12 protein-coding genes are annotated in these 17,059 nt (G+C 72.8%); all 12 read right to left on the bottom strand.

Going from position 1 to position 17,059, the window contains the following annotated elements; genetic code table 11:
• Window positions 1-8 precede the first annotated feature (8 nt).
• Window positions 9-1,076, bottom strand: a complete 1,068-nt coding sequence (locus ACO1BR_RS11180; RefSeq protein WP_426794877.1) for a peptidoglycan-binding protein — start codon at window positions 1,074-1,076, stop codon at window positions 9-11.
• Window positions 1,076-2,707, bottom strand: a complete 1,632-nt coding sequence (locus ACO1BR_RS11175; protein ID WP_426794876.1) for a DUF6519 domain-containing protein — start codon at window positions 2,705-2,707, stop codon at window positions 1,076-1,078. Before ACO1BR_RS11175 ends, ACO1BR_RS11180 begins: the two co-directional genes overlap by 1 nt.
• Before the next feature lie 99 nt (window positions 2,708-2,806).
• Window positions 2,807-5,011 carry a hypothetical protein gene (locus ACO1BR_RS11170; protein ID WP_426794875.1) on the bottom strand — a complete coding sequence of 735 codons (2,205 nt, stop codon included), beginning with the start codon at window positions 5,009-5,011 and terminating at the stop codon, window positions 2,807-2,809.
• The gene (locus ACO1BR_RS11165; protein ID WP_426794874.1) at window positions 5,008-8,943 is read right to left on the bottom strand and encodes a putative baseplate assembly protein; all 3,936 of its coding nucleotides are present in this window, start codon (window positions 8,941-8,943) and stop codon (window positions 5,008-5,010) included. Before ACO1BR_RS11165 ends, ACO1BR_RS11170 begins: the two co-directional genes overlap by 4 nt.
• Window positions 8,940-12,107, bottom strand: a complete 3,168-nt coding sequence (locus ACO1BR_RS11160; RefSeq protein ID WP_426794934.1) for a putative baseplate assembly protein — start codon at window positions 12,105-12,107, stop codon at window positions 8,940-8,942. Before ACO1BR_RS11160 ends, ACO1BR_RS11165 begins: the two co-directional genes overlap by 4 nt.
• A gap of 53 nt (window positions 12,108-12,160) precedes the next feature.
• Window positions 12,161-12,547 carry a GPW/gp25 family protein gene (locus ACO1BR_RS11155; protein ID WP_426794873.1) on the bottom strand — a complete coding sequence of 129 codons (387 nt, stop codon included), beginning with the start codon at window positions 12,545-12,547 and terminating at the stop codon, window positions 12,161-12,163.
• Complete coding sequence (locus ACO1BR_RS11150) at window positions 12,544-12,918, bottom strand: hypothetical protein (RefSeq protein WP_426794872.1); 375 nt, start codon at window positions 12,916-12,918, stop codon at window positions 12,544-12,546. The genes ACO1BR_RS11155 and ACO1BR_RS11150 overlap by 4 nt, the downstream gene beginning before the upstream one ends.
• Window positions 12,919-12,942: 24 nt before the next feature.
• The gene (locus tag ACO1BR_RS11145) at window positions 12,943-13,467 is read right to left on the bottom strand and encodes a phage baseplate assembly protein V (protein WP_159508462.1); all 525 of its coding nucleotides are present in this window, start codon (window positions 13,465-13,467) and stop codon (window positions 12,943-12,945) included.
• 110 nt (window positions 13,468-13,577) lie between these two features.
• A complete protein-coding gene (locus ACO1BR_RS11140; RefSeq protein WP_426794871.1) occupies window positions 13,578-14,720 on the bottom strand; it encodes a hypothetical protein in 1,143 nt (380 codons plus the stop codon).
• On the bottom strand, window positions 14,713-15,096 hold the full coding sequence (locus tag ACO1BR_RS11135; RefSeq protein WP_426794870.1) for a hypothetical protein: 384 nt from the start codon (window positions 15,094-15,096) through the stop codon (window positions 14,713-14,715). The genes ACO1BR_RS11140 and ACO1BR_RS11135 overlap by 8 nt, the downstream gene beginning before the upstream one ends.
• 3 nt (window positions 15,097-15,099) lie before the next feature.
• The gene (locus tag ACO1BR_RS11130) at window positions 15,100-15,768 is read right to left on the bottom strand and encodes a hypothetical protein (RefSeq protein ID WP_426794869.1); all 669 of its coding nucleotides are present in this window, start codon (window positions 15,766-15,768) and stop codon (window positions 15,100-15,102) included.
• A 55-nt stretch (window positions 15,769-15,823) separates the two neighbouring features.
• Window positions 15,824-17,059, bottom strand: a complete 1,236-nt coding sequence (locus ACO1BR_RS11125) for a hypothetical protein (RefSeq protein WP_426794868.1) — start codon at window positions 17,057-17,059, stop codon at window positions 15,824-15,826.

The raw sequence follows: 17,059 nt of genomic DNA, 5'->3' as shown, positions 1-17,059 counted from the left end.
CAACGTGACTATGCGGAACGTGAGTTGGGGACCTGTAGGCGGTCCCAGGTGACCCGGCCGGGCACCCCGTCCGCGTCCTTGCCGTGGAAGCCGAGCCTGCGCTGCCAGGACGCGTACGACTTGCGGTGCGCCTCGTTCCACTCCGGGCCGGGGCCGCTGTGCCGGTAGTGGTCGCAGCCCTCGGCGACCAGCCGCCGGCCCATCGCCTCGATCACCGGTCCGCGCGCCCCCGGCCGGAAGAACTCCCCACCGGGGAACGGCTCGTACGGCGGATGCTGCGGCATCGGAGGCACCAGCGATTCCGACGATTTCGACGACTCGGGCGACTCCTGTGATACCGGCGGCCCACCCCCGGCACCATCGGCGGAACCGAAACCGAAACCGGAACCGGAGCCGGAGCCGAAACCGGAACCGGAACCGGAACCCGTGGTGGAACCGGTGTCGGTGCCTGGGCCGGTGTCGGTCGCCACCGGCCCCTCAGCCGGCCGGGCCAGCCGTTCCCCGATCCGCTGTCGCAGGTCGTCCATCACGATGCCGCGCGGGTCGATCTTCCCCGGTTGCCACTCCTTGTGGCCGATCACCGACCGCTCGCCCCAGCCGTGTGCCCGGCAGATCGCCGCCGCGGCCTTCTCGATCGCCAGCAACTGGGCCTCGGGCCAAGGGTCCACGCCGTCGCCGAGGTTGACGCACTCGAAGCCGTAGAAGTGGCGGTTGCCGTCGGTGTCCGCGGTGCGGTCCTTCGGCAGCACCTCCTCGTCGATCACGGCCTGGAGGACGTCGCGGTCGCCGAGCCCGGCGTGGTTGGCGCGGCCGTTGCCGACGAGGTGGACCTCGCCGTTCTTGTCGATCACCCCGTGGCAGAGCGGCCCCGGCAGGTCCGGGCGCCCGTCGTAGCAGAGGGCGACCGAGCTGTCGGTGCCCTCGGTGGCGGTGTGGTGGACGACCACGCCGTTCACCGGGCCCCACGGGCCCTTGGTGTTGCGGTTGTGCCGGCGCCAGTCGCGGACCTCGTGGACGGTCAGCCCCTCCCCGCGCAGCGCGGCCAGGAGCTGACTGCCGGTCAGCGGTACGGCCATCAGCCCGCCCCCTGTTCGTCGACCGCCGCTTCGGCCTCCGCGGTGGTCTGCGACCGGCTGCGCACCGGGCCGCCCAGGGTCCCGAGCGTCGACCCGCCCCCGCCGGCCGACAACGGCGAGGCGCCGCCGGTCTCCTCGGCGCGCGCCTTCGCCTCGGCCGCCAGTGCCGCGTCGTCCGCCGCCGGGATGCCCGCCGACAGCGGTCGGAACGCCAACCGCAGGTCGGGGACGGCCTGTTCGCCGTGCACCCAGGCCAGCGGCGCGTAGTGGACGGCGATGCCGAGCGGCGGCCGGAGCAGCGGGCGGCGCGCCGCGTCCGTCGGCCACTCGACGCCGCCGGTGGCGGTGCGCGCCGGGATCAGCCAGAAGTCGCCGGTGCGGTAGGTGCCGCCGGCCGCGAAGTACACCTCGACGCCGTCCTCCAGCGGCAGCCAGACGCCTTCCTCGACCGGCACCGCGCCGTGCCTGAGCCGGCCGGGCCTCTCGCCGCGCCGCACCGTCCTGCGGCTGCCCTCCTGGTGGTCCCAGCGGCGCAGGAACGGATGCAGCTCGGGCCGCCGGCCGACGCCCGGGGCGGGCTCGTCCGACAGCCGCACCCGGCGCCCGGGCAGGTCCAGTTCCTCCACCCGCAGCAGCGGTGACGGCTCGCCCCGGCTGGTGTACGCGGTGTCCACGAACTCGACCAGGTCGCCGACGTGCAGCGACAGCTTGTCGTCACTGCCCAGGGATGCCAACTCCACCCACGTACCGTCGAGTTCATCGACCGGGAAGGTGACGGATCCGTTGTCCCGGGACCAGGTGAAGGTGGCGTCCTTGGCGGTGCCGCCGTCGTGCACCTCGACGCGGTAGAGCTGGTTCTCCGGCCCCCGGTAGCGGGCGTCCGGGGCGACCAGGCAGGGGTCGTCGTCCGTGTGGTCGGGGCGTTCGCTGCGCGCCGCCATCCAGGAGGCGGGGGATGCCTCCTTCTGCGCCCAGCGGGTGAACGCGGTGCGGATGTCGTCGATCGGGGGGTTGTCGCCGTCCAGCCCCAGCGCGGACGCGGGCAGCGGCAGCACCTGCCACACGACCTTGGCGCGGGCCGCGGTGTCCGGCATCGCGGCCCCCAGCGCGACCTCGCGCAGCGCCGGGTCCTCGGCCGCAGTGACCATCCGCTCCCACACCTTCAGGTAGACCAGGTACGGGAATTGGGAGGGCAGCCGGTCGCCGGGGCGCTCCGGGTCGCGGAAGCCGTCGGGCTGGTCCCAGTACGTCCAGGTGGTGGGCGGTGCGGCGGGTTCGGCGGCGTCCGCGGCCTCCTCGCCCTCCTTGTGGCCGCCCTCGGCCGGGACCGGCTCGCCGGGCTGCGGGCGGCCGGCGTCGCAGAGGATGCCGTCGACGTAGTAGCGCCCGGCACCGATGACCAGGTCGTCCAGCTCGCGGCTGCCGCCCCGGAGGTCGATCTTGAATCCGGTGGCGCCGTGCGGTCCGCCGTGCGGGCCGATCAGATCGGTGGCGAGGGTGCGGGCCTGGAACAGCTGGATCATGGTCTGCTCGTTGGCGTCGGCGTCCAGCTGGACGCGGCCCTGCTGCGCCACCACCGCGGAGTAGTGCCGCTCGGGCCGGTAGGTGATGCGGGAGAGATCAGCGTGCATGGAAGGGGTCCCCCTCGTACGGGATGCTCGAACGGTCGTCGGTGGCGGTGGCGGTGGCGGTGGCGGTGGCCGTGGCCGTGGCGGTGAACGGCGGGCGGCTCATGTGACGAACACGATCCCCGCGTCGGTGCCCGCCGGGGTGTACTCCGCGAGCCGGGCCCGCAGGCTGTCCTCGCGCTGCGGCTGGTAGAGGTCGTGGTACGCGCCCAGCTCGGCGCCGTCCTCCGCGCCCCGCCGGATCTCCTCGGCGCAGCCCGCCGCCAACTGCCCGTACCACGGCGTCCCGTAGCGCTCGGCGCGGAGCTGCGGACGCACCCGCTCGGCGCCCCCGGGCCCCGCCAGGTCCGGCTGGCAGCGGTACCGGCGCGGGGTCCGCGACCCCGGCGGGACGTAGCTGAACCGGATGCAGCCGACCCCGCGCCGGGCGACGTTCAACCGCCCGGTGAACAGGCTGTTCTCGGCGAGCTGCACCGCGTGCGTGTGGACCTCGCCGATGACCGTGGTCCGGTGCGCGAACAGCACCGCGTGCGCATGCCGGCAGTCCGGCGCGGACAGCGCCTCGCGGTCGGACCGGGTGGCGTCCAGGATGCTGTCGCGCAGATGGATCGGCAGCGGGTCGGTGCCCACCTCGTCGCCGATCACCTCGATCGTGCCGAGGATCGTCCGGTCGATCTCCACACAGGCGGTGGTCCGGTCCAGTACGAGGCTCGGCTCCTCGGGGGAGGCCGGATGGCAGTGCGGTTCCAGCGACCAGCCCGGCACCAGGGTGCAGTGCCGCAGCACCAGCGCCCCCAGCGGTCCGGTGACGTTGAGGCCGCGGCCGGTCACCAGCAGCCCGTCCAGCACCATCCGGGGCCGCTCCCCGGGCGCGCAATCACCGTCCCGCGCACGGATGTTGAGGGCGTCCGGGCGGTTGCTGTACCAGTCGAGCAGCCGGATGACCGGCCGGGTGCCCTCGGCGGCGCGCAGCTCCAGCCGGTCGCCGGGGTCCAGGTCGAAGTCCAGCTGCTCCTGGTAGGCGCCGCTGTGGGTGATCTCGATGATGCCGTCGGGGCCGCACCGCCCGGCCCGCCGGTCGTGCCGCCACGCCGCGTAGGCGTCCATGATCCGGTGGAAGTCGTGGCCGGGGCCGACCCGGTAGACGGTGGCATCCGGCGCGGTGGCCCCCGTTTCGCTCAGCTCGCGGGGGTACTCCCCGCCGCCCAGGTCGTCGCCGAACCCGTAGTGGTAGTCCACCCAGACGCCCTGGCGCGGTGCGGACCGCGAGCCGAAGGCCATCCGGCCCAGCTCCGGGTCGACGGCGACCTGGCCGCGCCTGGGCCGGTAGCGCCAGTCGCTCAGATCGGCGACGACGATGTCGGCGGGCGGGACCGGGTGGTCCTCGCCGTCCCGCCGGATCACCAGGCTCTTCCCCGGCCCGTAGTAGTCCGCGAGCCGGTCGTGCAGCTGCCGGCGGCGGATCAGGGCCGGCACGTTGTCGACGGTCGCGATGTGTGTCGCGGACGGCTCCGGCTCCGGGCGCGTCACCAGCGGGGTGTCGTTGCCGAGGATCGAGAAGGTGTAGAGGTTGCGGGCCCGGTCGATGCAGTACGCGGGCGCCCGGGTCACCGCGTACGGCCGCAGCCGCCAGACGAACAGCCCGACCCCGGCCGGGGTGTAACCCCCTTGTGTGCGGAGCGAGTTGACGCGCCGTACGTCCACCGAGCGGGCCAGCGCGGCGAACGGTCCGTCGGCCAGGTCCAGTGCCGCGCCGTCGCGGACGTCCACCAGCCGGCCGCGGGAGTGCCGCCGGGCGTTGACCGCCGCGGTGCCCGACCCGTACAGCTTCACCGGCTGCTGGTGCGCCACCAGCCGGGACAGCTCCACCGCCCGCGCCGGCCAGCCCGCCACCTCCTCGGACAGCTCTTCCAGCAGCGCCAGGGTGCCCTTGCGCCGCCGGTTGCCGACGGTGGCGGCCACATCGCGGCGCGGCGCCAGCGCCTCCGCCAGCCGCCGCCGTGAGGAGTCCGGCAGCCCGCCGTCCCGCAGCCCGGTGGCCAGCACCCGCTCGTAGCCGGGCAGCGGCCGGTAGCCCACCAGATCGCCGAGGTAGGGCAGCGCCCACTCGGCGGCGGTCTCCACGAACCAGTCGTCGTACTGCTGGTCGACCCCGTCGCGGACCCGGTCCACCTGCTCGGCGATCACCGCCAGCAGCGCCCGCAGCGGCTCGCCTCGCGCGAAATCCTCGGAGTCCCGCAGCCTGAGCCACTGCGGGAGCAGTTCCGCGAGCCCGTCCGGCTCCCGCGCCGTGCTCTGCTCACTCATCGGGGTACCTCCGTCAGGATCAGCGTGTCCGCGACCCGCGGCGAGAACAGCGCGAGCTGGGCCGGCCGGATGCCGCGGAAGACGCAGACCGCGCGGCCCTTGGGCAGCGGTCGGGTGTCGGTGATGTCGGGGTTGAGCCGCAGGAGTTCGGCCAGCGAGATGCCGTACCGGGCGGCGACCGCGGTCAGCGTCTCGCCGTCCGCGGTCACTTCGTGGATCCGCTCGTCGTACGTGGCGAGGCGGGAGGGTACGCGGGTGGCCGGCGGGCCGGTGAACCGGTCGGCCAGGCGGGCGAGTTCGGCCGGGGTGACGGACGCCGGAACACCGGTGAAGGCGTCCGCGTCCACGTAGTCCACGCCGGGCACGGACTGGGCGGCGGCCAGCACCTCCGACAGCTGCGCCGGCTGCCCCAACTCCCGCCCGTCGTAGCCGAGCTGGGCCAGCAGGGCCTGCCGGACCCGGGGTTCGACCAGCGGCCAGGCGTAGTCCGGCGCGACCTTCACCCGCGCCACGAGCAGCAGCAGCACCGGCTCCCGGACGTCCACCCGCACCGGCAGCCGGGCGTCGCCGTACTCCGCCAGCGAGGACCGCAGCGCCCGCAGCACCTCGGCGTCCGGCGCGATCGGGATGTCGTCCACCCCCGCCACCGTCACATGCAGCACCTGCCGCCGCCCGTCGAAAACCTCGCGGGCCGCGGCCCGGCCGATGCCCGCCCGGGAGCGGGCGAAGTCCTCGTAGTCGGCGAGCGACACCAGCCGGTCCAGTGCGGACACGGCCAGCGGGACGGTGCGCCGGGTCAGCGCCGGGCCGTCCGCGTCCGCACCGCCGGTGGCCGGCTGCGGGTTGGTGACGCCGGTGACGCCGAGCGGGCGGGTGATCGCCTGGGTGATCCGGCCGGCCGCCACGTTGGCGGCCCGGCCGGTGCCGAAGCGGTAGCGCGCCCGCACGTTGTCGTGGCCGGTCGGCAGCCGCGCGCCGTGCACACCGTCGCCGAACGTCACCGTCGTCCTGCCCTCGCCCGTCGTGCCGGTGACGTACACCCGCTCGCGGGGGCCGCGCCCGGCCAGGCTGTCGACGGCGTGCCACAGCAGCCCGTCGACCCGGATCTCCAACTGCGGGGTGGCGCCCAGGGGGTTGGCGGCCGGCAGCCACGTCAGCGGCGACTGCCACAGTGCGAAGGTCTGGTTGATCCGCGCGGCGTCACCGCTGCCGATCGCCTCGTCACGGCTCTCGCCGTGGGTGGCCGGGACGACATTGCCCTGGATGCGGACCGACTCCCGCTTGTAGCGGTGCGTCAGACTGCCGGTGAGGGTCAGCGTGGTGTGCACCCGGTCGCCGGGCAACCGCGGATCCAGGGTCTGCTCAACCTTGGCGATCACCGCCAGCTCGGTGCCCCGCACCCCCGTCACCCCCGGGATGTCGGTCCGCTCACCGGACACCACCAGATAGCGCCCGGGCCGCAACCCGTCGTACAGCTCGGCGAGTTCCAGCCGGTCGCCGTGCACGTCCTCGCCCAGCGGCTCGTCCGCCTGCGGGAGCGCCTGCCCGGCGGCGTGGACGGTGGTGTCCCGGATCGCCGACAGCGCCACGTCGTGCTCGTCCAGCCACGGATCGGCGAGGGTGAGCACGGTGCCCCGGCCGGTGATCCCGTACTGGGTGTGCACCGCGGCACGGACCGCCGTGACGCGGGTGGTGACGAACGCCAGCTTCGTGTCACCGGGGATGCCGTCCGGCCCGTCCGCGCCCTTGAGGGGCCGCTCGATCGCCACCCAGCTGCCGACCGTGATCCCGTCGTAGACCGTGTCCAGCGGCAGCGAGCGCCGGTCCGCCGGCTTCGGCACCGTCGCGATGGCGATCTCCACGGCGGGCGGCTCGCCGCCGGCCGCCACCCGCACGCTGACCTCGTACTCGCCGTGCGTGATCTGCCGGTGCTCGCCCGGCCCCAGGTCCCAGGACTGCGGTGTCCCGTTGTCCACGGAGATGTGGATCCTGCCGTCCTCGCCCGGCCGGGACACGAACAGCGTCCGCTCCGGCAGCCCCGCCAGGAACCGGGCGGTGACCCCGGGCTCCTGCGAGGCGGACGGACGGCGGCCCAGCCAGCTCAGATCGTGGTCGTGCCCTGTACGGGTGTGCAGTTCGACCTGTCCGGGCCCCAGCGCGAAGGTGCCGTCGCCGGGCAGGTTCTCCGCCCGCTGCGCGGAGGTCCCGGTCTCGATGTGCTGGAACTCCGCCCGCACCGGGACCTTGCCCGCGGTGTCGTACACCACCCGCATGCTGGTCAGCGACGCCCCGGTCAGCGGCCAGTCGGCCGTCCTGATGACCCGGCCGTGCTCGTCCTGCACGGGCTTGAGCGGAGCCGTGGCGCCGAACGGCGTGGCGGTCGCCCGCATGGCCAGCAGGGCGCGCAGCAGCGGCAGTTCGGGCGCCGTGCGGGGCGGGACCGCCTGCCGCCAGGCCGGGTAGAGGCCGTCGGCGACCCGCGGATCCAGCGCGGCGAGCAGCTGCGCGCCCAGGTCCGAGCCGCCGTCGAAGACCCGCTCGGGATCACGGGCCACCGCCCGCGCGCCGGACGGCGGCCGGACGACCCGGGTCCGCAGCGCGGGCAGCACGGCGGCCAGGGCGGTCAGCGCGGCGGGGGTGGCGGGCGCACCGGTGGCGCCGTGCGGCCGGGGAGCCGCGCCGGCACCCGCGTCCGCGCCCGGGGCCGCGGGCTGTGGTCCCGGGGCCGGTTCCGGTTCTGGCCCCGGTCCGGGTTCCGGTTCGCCGGACAACTCCGCGGCCCGGCGGGCCAGATCACCGATGACGCCCTGGAGCTCCTCGAACCACGCGGCGACCTCCTCGTATCCGGCCGCCACCGCCTGCGCCTCCGCCAGCCGCTCGTGCGGCCCGGCCAGCCGCGCCACCAGCGCGTCCGGTGTGCCGATCCCGCCCAGGTCCGCGCGCAGCGGCGCCAGCACCTGCGCGTCGAAGTCGGCGATGAACCGGCTGATCGGCCGCGGGTTGGGGGTCTGCGGGGAGGGGGGAGGCGGGTAGTCCGGATCGTCCGGTTCCATGGCCGTTGAGGGAGGCTCCGTGATCCACTCCCGCAGCTCGGCGATCAGCTCCGGCAGCGACGCCGGCGCCGCCTGCGGCAGCGTCAGCGCCGTCACGTCCTCGGTGCGGTCCGGCCGCACCGCCGCCACCGGCAGCAGCACCCGCTGCGCCCCGAAGTCGAAGAGCAGCCGGTCGCCGACGGTCAGGCCCGTGGTGGTGCCCGCGACCAGCAGCCCCGGCCGGGTCTTCAGGTCGTCCGGGGTGAGCAGGGCGGGCCGCCGGTGCCGGATCGCCAGCTCGTTCCACGCCCAGCGGGCCGTCAGGTCCTCGTCGGTCTCGAAGGTCTGCGACTCCTCGCCGGACCCCGCCGGCACACTGTGGCTGCGCGCCCCGCGCGGGATCAGCACCGGCAGGTCCGCGGCCCGCGGATCGCGGTCGAGGGTGTACGCGAGATGGGTGTCGGCGGCGACCCCGGGCCGCGGCCGGTGCCCCACCAGCCGCCCCAGCAGCGCCAGCGAACGGTGCTCGTTCGCCGTCCGCAGATAGCCCTCGTCGGCGATCCGCTCACTGTGGAACGTCAGCAGATCGCCCAGTACGGCCCAGGAGTCCAGCAGCCCGATGGACGGGTCGTCGGGGGTGCGGACGGTCAGGCCGCGCAGCGCCGGATAGGCCGGCGACGCCAGCCGGTCCAGCATCGCGGCGAGGAACGAACCGTACGTGCCGACGCGGTAGTCGAGGGCCGTGCGGCCGGGCGGGTTGTAGAGCGCGGGGTCGGCCCGGCGCTCGTCGTGCCCGCCCGCGCAGCCGTCGCACCCTCCCCCGTTCTCGGCTCCGCTCGAACGGGACGTACCCCCGTCCCCACTGCCCCCGCGCGCCGTCTCGTTCTCCGTCTCCGTCATCGCCCACCCCCGAGCTCGATGACCAGCCGGCCGTTCTCGGGCCGGTCCGGGTTGTTGTCGCACCGGGCGATCTCCAGCGGTCCGAGCCGCAGCACACCCGCCTCCAGTTCCCCTTGGTCCTCATGGAAGAGCCGGCGCAGCCGGGTCACCGCCACGCTCCGCACCCCGGGCACCGCCGCGGCCACCGCGGTGAGGCGGCTCAGCCGGACCGGCTCGCCGAACGTCAGCGCGTCCGGGTGGAAGAACCCCAGCCGCCCGCCGGGCAGCGCACGGTTGCCCAGCACCCGGCTCAACTCGGCCAGGATCTGCCCGTGTTGGTGCCCCGGCTCGGCGCACACCGCCAGCGCGATGTCCACCGGCACCAGCCGGGCCGGCCGCACGACCAGGTCGTGCCCGATCCGCCGGTAGCCCTCCAGCGCGTACGCCACCGCGTCCAGCAGCGCCGCCGGAGGCGCCTCCGTTCCGTACGCGTCGACGGCGATCTGCGCCTCCTGCCCGGCGCCGGTCCAGCGGATCTCCGCCGCCGCGCGCTGCACGCCCGGCAGCCCGGACGCCAGCTCCGCGTAGTCCTCCGCCGTGACGGCCCGCAGCCGGGTCCGCTTGAGGTCGAGCGGCGCCAGCTGCCGCACCTGCTCGACCGGCTCCGGCTCCGTACCGCCCACCGCCGGCAGCGGATTGCGCACCCCGGCCACCGGCAGGGGCGCCGCGGCCTCCGACTCCCGCGGATCGCGCCGGAGCACGAGGTGGTTGATCGCCTCGGCGCCCACATTGCCCGCCGTGCCGCCGCCGAGCCGGTAGTGCAGCGTCAGCCGGCCACCGGGCGCCGGCCGGGCCCCGTACCGCCCGTCGCCGAACCGCAGCGCCAGCCGCCCGTCGTCCTGCAGCTCACCGGTGAAGTGCCGGTCGCGCGGCCCGCTGCCGAGCAGATCACGCCGCGGCAGCCAGACCGCCGCACCGTCCCCGCCGTCACCCGCCCCGGGGGCGCGCTCCACCAGGCGCACCGCCGGCAGCGCCTCCCGCGGGTCCTGGACGACCGCCGCGGCCGGCCCGTGCAGCACCGGCTCCGCCGGGTCCAGCCCGGACGCGTACCCGGGCCCCCACGTGTGCGCGATCTCCCACGCCGTCCGCGCGTCCAGCACCGTGCCCGCCCGGGCCCGTGCCGCCAGCACCGCCAGCCGCCGCAGCTTCCCGTCCAGCAGCTGCGGGCTCCGGTGCAGCAACTCCCGCAGCGCACGCACCGGATGGGCCACCAGCTCCAGGCTCTCCAGCACCTTCAGCCCGAACAGCACGGTCAGCTCGGCGACCTCGTCGTCCGTCAGCCGGTCCCGCTCCCGCGCGTCGCGCCACAGCTCCACCAGCCGCTCCCGCACCCGATCCGGGATCGCCGCCAGCCGCGCCGCCTGCCCGGCGGCCAGGAACGCGGGCCGTGGGAACGGCACCGTCTGGACGACGGGGGAGCGGTGCAGCAGCGGCCGGAACCGCGGCGCGATCCCCGGGTAGACGGACTGCGCGAGCAGCCTCCGCAACGCCGCGGCCTGCGCGTACGCGGTGCCCGGCACCACCTTCTCGGTGCGCCGCCCGGCCTGCTCCAGGCCGATCCCGGCCCGTTCGGCCGCCTCCTCACCGGCCACGGTGAACAGCTGTCGCACCTCGTCCGGGACCAGCGCCCGGCCGCCCTCCGCCCGGTCGATCAGGTCGTCGACCAGCCGCGCCACCTCGTTCCCGCCGTGCCCGCCGTCCCAGCAGCCGAACGCGGGCGGAGCGCAGGAGCCCAGGACGGCCGGGACCGGCGGCACGGTCACCGCCTCGGGGACCTCGTCCCCGGCCCCGTCCAGCGACCGTCCGTGGTCCACCAGCACCACATTGCCGCGCGCCACGCTCACGTCCTCGACCTCGGCGCAGTCCCGGCCGCCGCGGGTCGACAGGCACAGCGGGAACTCCAGCGCGTCCTCCGCCGCCCACGTCACCTCCAGCACCGGCTGCCCGTCGAGCCGGTCGATCGCCGGGGTGACGGAGGTGAGCCGGACCGCCTGCCGGTGCGCCGGGTCCTGATCGCCCGGCGTCCCCGTACGCGGCCCCTTCACCTCCTCGAAGAGCAGCAGATCGCCGGGGGAGAGGCGCAGCGCGCGCTCCGTGCGGTCGTCGTCGGTCCACGCGTCGCGCAGCGTCGCGGCGGTGGCGCCGCCGCGCAGGGTGCAGACCTCCCCGCCCCAGGTCCACAACCGGATGGTGTTGTGCTCGGGGCGCAGCACCAGCGGCGCCGCTGCGACCGGTTCGAAGACCTCCACCGCACCGCGCTCGTCCAGCACGGCCAGGTCCCCGTCGTCGATGACCGTCCCGATCTCCGGCTGGTCGTGCGGCCCGAACGTCCTGGTGTCGACCGCCGCGAAGCGGTACCCGCCGGCGAGCAGCGTCAGCTCCTCGACGACCTCCAGCGACACGAACGCGCGGGCGTTGCAGCCGTCGTGCATCGGGTAGTCGATCAGCCGCACATGCCGCCGGACCGAGACCCGCCGCCGGGCGGTGTCCAGATACGCCTCGGTCGCCACCGCGTCCTGCTGGTAGCTGATCTGGTCGGCGGTGTACGCGAGCAGCTCGACCAGCGTCATCCCGAGGTCGGCCGGGTTGCGCTCGGCCCAGTCGGGCGTGGTCAGCCGCAGCCGGTCCAGCACCAGCTGGCGCAGGGTGTCGTAGTCGCGCGCCGTGTAGTCGATGACCGGCGCGGGCCGGAACGTGTCCAGGCAGCCGCCGGCGTCCTCGTCCGCGCAGTCGAAGGGGCTCGGGCAGTCCGCCCGGAAGAAGAACTCCTGGCCGAAGTACCGCTGGTCGAAGCCCTCGTACGGCTCGGTGCCGGGCCGGCCGTACGGGTCGGTCTCCACGAGGGAGAGCCGGTAGCGGGAACGGTCCCCGGTCCGGTCCAGCGTCACGAACAGCCGGTCGTCGAGCTCCGGATCCTCCTCCCGCTCGACGGATATCTCCAGGGCCGCGAGCCCCGTCACCCGCCGCCCCCCGTCGATCCGGACGTTCTCCGGCCGCAGCCCGTGCGGCGCCTTCCCGAGGAAGGTGACCGTCAGCGTCACCCCGTCGTCCGCCACCTCGACCTCGTCGATGCCGTTCAGCCGGGCCGCCCTGATACGCCCCCGCCGGCTGTCCGCACGGCACACCAACCCACCGGAGAACTCACCGGAGAACGCCCCGGAATTACCGGCCACTCGCCTCATCCCTCGCCCCGCCCCTCGAACACGTCGTCACGCCGGCTCGCGGTGGCGCGCACCACATAGCGCAGAGACACCCGGACGACGTTGTCCTCGCTCACCACGTCCAGCGACTCGACCTCGATCAGTTCGCCCAGCCACCGCTGCAACGACGCCTGGACGGACAGCTCGACCGCCGACGCCAACTCCGGGCTGTTCGGCGTGAAGACCAGATCCAGCAGCCCGCAGCCGAAGTCCGGCCGCATCACCCGCTCGCCCGGACTCGTGAACAGCAACTGCTCGATCAGATCGCGTACATGCGCGTCGGGACCGGCGTGCGCGGTCCGCCCGCGCCGGTCGATCCGGAACGGAAAGGCGATCTCGGTACGGACCTTCCGTGTGGTGCTCATCGGCTGCTAACCCCCTGCCGGCCCTGGTCGACGAACGCCACGACCGGCGGGCCCTGCGGCACCAGCCCGGCGCTGAAACACATCGCCGCGGTGGTGTCCAGCAGCACCGGCACCCCGTCGGCCCGCACGGCGTCCGCCGCCGCGCCCGGCATCCAGCGCACGCTGGTACACGGCTGCGGACGGCCCGCGACGACATGCGCACACCCGATGACCGTGAACGGATCCGCGGTCGAGGCCACCAGCGCGCCGTCGATCCGCACCCCGTCCGCCCCGCCGGCACCGCCCGCGGCGGCCGATAACGCGCGCCCTCCGTGCGGGCAGCCGATCAGCGTCCCCCCGTGCACAACATTCCCGACATTCCCGGTGGCCACGTGGACCTCACTCCCCCGTTCCGGTTATCGCTTCTTGGGCACGGTCAACCGGCCCTCGTTGATGTCCACTTGATCGCCGGCCAGGGAGATCGACGCCCCGTGGCCGTTGTTGATGTGCACCCCGGTCGCGTCGATCCTCACGTAGGCGCCGCCCGGAGCCTCCAGCAGAATTCCGGTGGTGGGCACGTCCGACATCACGATCTTGTGCTTCCCCGGCGTCTGGATCACCACCGGATGCGCCGTCGCCGGATCGGGCTGCGCATCCTCCGGCAGCTCCTCCCGGCGCCCGTACCAGCACCCGGTCCACACCGGGAAACTGGGATCGCCCTGCTCGAACTCCACCCACACACCCGCCCCTACGGACGGCACCACCACCTGCCCGGCCCGCTCCCCGGTGAACGGAAAGCACGGCAGCGCCCAGGTGGAGGTCTCGTCCCCCAGCACATCCGGGACCTGGACCCGCAACCGCCCGATTCCCATCGGGTCGTCGTTCGCCGCCACCCGGCCACGGAACTTGCCGAGAAAGCGGTTGTTCTGTGCAGCAGCCATGCGCGGCTTCTCCCCTTACGGACCTCGACGTGCGGACGGTGCATAGCGGCGGGACCTCGGCTGATGGCCGGACGATGGCCCACGCCATACGGCTACGGCTGTGGCTATGGCTATGGCCGGACGGTGCCGCTGCGCGCGATCAGCCCCTCCCGCGACAGCGTGAAATTCTGCAGATACGAGCCGGGCCGCAGGTTGTGCGTCACGGACTTCACGTAGTAATCGCCGTCGTAGGTGATCCCGGAGCCCCGCACCCCCACCAACTCCCTCGGCCGCAGCACATATCCATGCCGCGTCACATCCAGCGACCCCGAACCCGAAATGGCATCCGCACTGGTGGCGGCCCGCCCCAGCGCCTCCGCCTTCGCCAGCCCCTCGTCCATCTTCGCCGTCCCGCTCAGCGTCTTCCGCTTGAGCGCCGGCGACCCCCGCAGCCCCAACGGCGGGCGCAATGGACTGATATCGGGCTGCGAGAGCAGCGGCGCCTGCCGCGTCACCGGATCCTGCACCCGGGCCTGCGGCTCCTCCCGCGCCGTCCCGTCGTAGGCGAAGGTGAGTTGGTCGACCGTCGAATTCGCGTCCATGTTGACGTTCAGAGCGTGCTGCCGCTGTCCCAGCCGCTGCTCCGGCCCCCAGAACGCCGTCGACCGCCCCGGCACCGGCCCCGGATCCAGATAGAACGTGTACCCGTTCGCCCGCGCCAGTTCGTTCACATACTGCAGATCCGTCCCCGTCTGGTAGTCGACCCGCACCTGCTCCCGCGGCGGCTGCGGAATCTGCTCCCGGATGATCCGCGCGTCGATCCCGTAATCCGCGTACTGGGAGAGAATCCGCTCGACGCGCTGCGACGGCGCGAGGTTGGGGTACCGATCCGTCCGCTCTTCCAAGTCCATCAGCAGCGTCAGGTCTTCCCCGGTGACCGTCAGGGTGCTCTGCCCGGGGTGGTTACTGCTCCCCACCTCCTGCCGCACGATCACCCCGTCCAGCAGCACCGTCGGCGTCCCCCGCACCGCAACCGTCAGAATCACCCTGGTCTTCGGATCGAAGAACCCCTCAGGCAGCAACCGATCGACGATCGCGCCCCGCTTCGTCAGATCGAACGCCAGCTGAAACCCGCTCCGTTCACCCGCCGTACTCGTGATCTGCGCCGACAGCAGCGCATCCACGACCTCCTGCGGCACCAGCCGGGCCAACTTCGGCCCCATATACAGCGACACATGAATGGGCCCGCGCCCCACCGGCGCGTCGTCACCCATTCCGCACCCCTGGCCCGCCCATCCCACCCGGGAACCCACCCGGCAGCGGAACGGCTATCTCCGTACCCGGCTCATCCGTCAACTCCCGGGGATCCAGTACCGGGTTGGCATCCGCGATCCGCCACCACTGCCCCGGATCCCCGAAATACCGCTGCCCCAGCTGATCCGGCCGCTCCCCAGCACCCACGACATGCGTCACGGCATCCCCCTCGCCATGCTCCAGCTGCGGCAACAACCTCCGTTTCGCATACCGCACTTCACTCCCATCGGGCAGCGTGTGCACCCCGATCCCGATCCCCGCGTACCGACTGCTCCGCGGATACGGATGCGCCCCGGGCACATCGTCCAACGCCCGCTCATACGGCTCGATGCCCATGCCTCAGATCCCCCTCCCCAGCCCCAACTGCGCAAAGGACCCACCCCGAGCCCTGCGGGCCAACTGCTCCTTCTGCGCCAGATGCGCGAGATACAACGCCGCCCCGGGATGCCCGGCCGGCAGATCACTCACCGTCAGCACCTTCATCCCGATACTCAACGAAGCGCGTATCGGACACAGATTCACATCGAACGCCGACTCACTGACGGACAACTCCGTCAGCCGCACCGGCATAACGCGCTTGCTCCCCCACGTGAACAGCGTCAACGGCGTCTCGATGGGACTGATCTCAATAGTCCCCTTCTTGGTCAGCTTCGACGCCGCCAACAACTGCGCGACGGTCGGCTGCACCAGCATCTCCAGCACCGCCAACTCCGGATGAATCCCGTCCGGCGCCGCCACATCCAGCTGATCGGTGGCATCGATCTCCGCCGTGAACTTCCAGGTCTCCTCCGCCGGCCCCTTCAGCCGCAGCGCCTCGTTGCGATCCCCGCCACTGCCACCTCCACCGCCCCCGCTGTCCCCCTCCCCACCCGCAGCCTGCGGCGCCACCTGCCGCTCCAACGTGTCGGGATTGAACTGCAACACGATGATGCGCTGCGGAATCCCGAGCTCGGGATCGACAACGACTATTCCGGAACGGATGGGTTTGGGGATGTCTCGGTAGCTCATGCCGTGGTGCCTCTCAGCGGTAAGAGGATGGGGTGCTCGGAGGGCATGTTCCGCGTCACTCCTGCTGTTGGGTCACGGAAATGTGACAGTCATCGCACCAGAAGCCGAAGAGCTTTCCCGCAAAGCCCATGACGCCGAACGGTGTCGGGCCGCTGTCGAGCGACGCAAGGAAAGGCATGGCCTTGCGGCATTCAGGGCAGTACGGGTGCGGCTCGGGAGTAATCCAGCTGGGCAGCCCGCCGACTTGATGTCGTGACCAGCCGGCGTATGCCCGCAGGCTCTCCCCGGTCTGATTGGGGTGGCGTTCCAGGGTGAGTGAGCGAGTCCCCGGAATGACGCGTTCGGCGTGGTGGGCAGACGGGTTCGGAGTGTCCTGCGGTCCGTAGAACGTGGTGAGGTGCCCATCCTGATTGATCTTCACAGTCACCGTTTCCAGCGCATAACAATCGCAGGAGTACCAGAAGAAGGAGGGGTCGCAAGACAACTCCATGGGAAGGTGACCGGCCGCCAAAGTGAGAACGCGCTCTGTGGGTTCGCGGCAATCGAGGCAGATCGGTGTCGGTCCCGGAAGGGAGCCGCCCATGATGTGTGGGCTTGCCTCTGCGTCGGTGACAAAGCCCATGCAGGAAGGGTGGTATCCCGCGCTGTTGCCGCTGTCGGGGAGTTGCCCGGCAAGCGCGATCAGCGTCTCCCAGTCCAGGCGGTCCTCAAGTTCGTCGCGGACCGAATGAATGGCCTCTCTCGCATGGCCGGTCCGGATGCGAGCCACCGCTTCGAGGTCGTCCCAGTCATCTTCGTCGTGCCATCGCGCCAGGAGCGCATCGGCGAGTTCGTCGGGCGCGCCGGACAGGAGACTGCGCCTGATGAGCTTGCTGTCGATGCGGTCGGCGATCGGACGGACCCGGTCCGGCTCGTAGGCGGCAATGCTGAACACCACGTCGGAGAGCGGGGAACCCGGCTGTGGATCGGCGGCATAGTCGGAGACGAACTGGTCCAACAGGCTTGCGGGGAGCCACGGGACCAGCCGTGCGGCGGCATGCACGAGATCTTCGTCCTGTCGCAAGCGCTCAGCGGCGCGTGTTTTCCCCTCGCGTGCATCAGGGATCATCTGGAGATAGCGTGCGACGTATTCCGCTACGCGGCCGTCTTTCGTCTCCATGAGGTGCTGAACTGCGGCCAGCGCTCCACTTTCCGGCAGCCTGGAGAGGATTTCAATGATCCGATCCCTTTTTTCCTCGTCGGGGATCGATGAATCCATGGCAATCGCTGGCACATCGCGCTCGGGCGTCAT

This window comes from Streptomyces sp. YGL11-2, assembly GCF_050054615.1.
GTDB lineage: Bacteria > Actinomycetota > Actinomycetes > Streptomycetales > Streptomycetaceae > Streptomyces.
The sequence above is the reverse complement of the archived record's forward strand: the minus strand, read 5'-3'. Positions and strand labels throughout refer to the sequence as shown.

What these genes read in the sequence shown, in the direction of transcription:
- ACO1BR_RS11180 (WP_426794877.1), bottom strand. Translation starts at nt 1,076, where the DNA reads ATGGCCGTACCGCTGACCGGCAGTCAGCTCCTGGCCGCGCTGCGCGGG.
- ACO1BR_RS11175 (WP_426794876.1), bottom strand. Translation starts at nt 2,707, where the DNA reads ATGCACGCTGATCTCTCCCGCATCACCTACCGGCCCGAGCGGCACTAC.
- ACO1BR_RS11170 (WP_426794875.1), bottom strand. Translation starts at nt 5,011, where the DNA reads ATGAGTGAGCAGAGCACGGCGCGGGAGCCGGACGGGCTCGCGGAACTG.
- ACO1BR_RS11165 (WP_426794874.1), bottom strand. Translation starts at nt 8,943, where the DNA reads ATGACGGAGACGGAGAACGAGACGGCGCGCGGGGGCAGTGGGGACGGG.
- ACO1BR_RS11155 (WP_426794873.1), bottom strand. Translation starts at nt 12,547, where the DNA reads ATGAGCACCACACGGAAGGTCCGTACCGAGATCGCCTTTCCGTTCCGG.
- ACO1BR_RS11145 (WP_159508462.1), bottom strand. Translation starts at nt 13,467, where the DNA reads ATGGCTGCTGCACAGAACAACCGCTTTCTCGGCAAGTTCCGTGGCCGG.
- ACO1BR_RS11140 (WP_426794871.1), bottom strand. Translation starts at nt 14,720, where the DNA reads ATGGGTGACGACGCGCCGGTGGGGCGCGGGCCCATTCATGTGTCGCTG.
- ACO1BR_RS11135 (WP_426794870.1), bottom strand. Translation starts at nt 15,096, where the DNA reads ATGGGCATCGAGCCGTATGAGCGGGCGTTGGACGATGTGCCCGGGGCG.
- ACO1BR_RS11130 (WP_426794869.1), bottom strand. Translation starts at nt 15,768, where the DNA reads ATGAGCTACCGAGACATCCCCAAACCCATCCGTTCCGGAATAGTCGTT.
- ACO1BR_RS11125 (WP_426794868.1), bottom strand. Translation starts at nt 17,059, where the DNA reads ATGACGCCCGAGCGCGATGTGCCAGCGATTGCCATGGATTCATCGATC.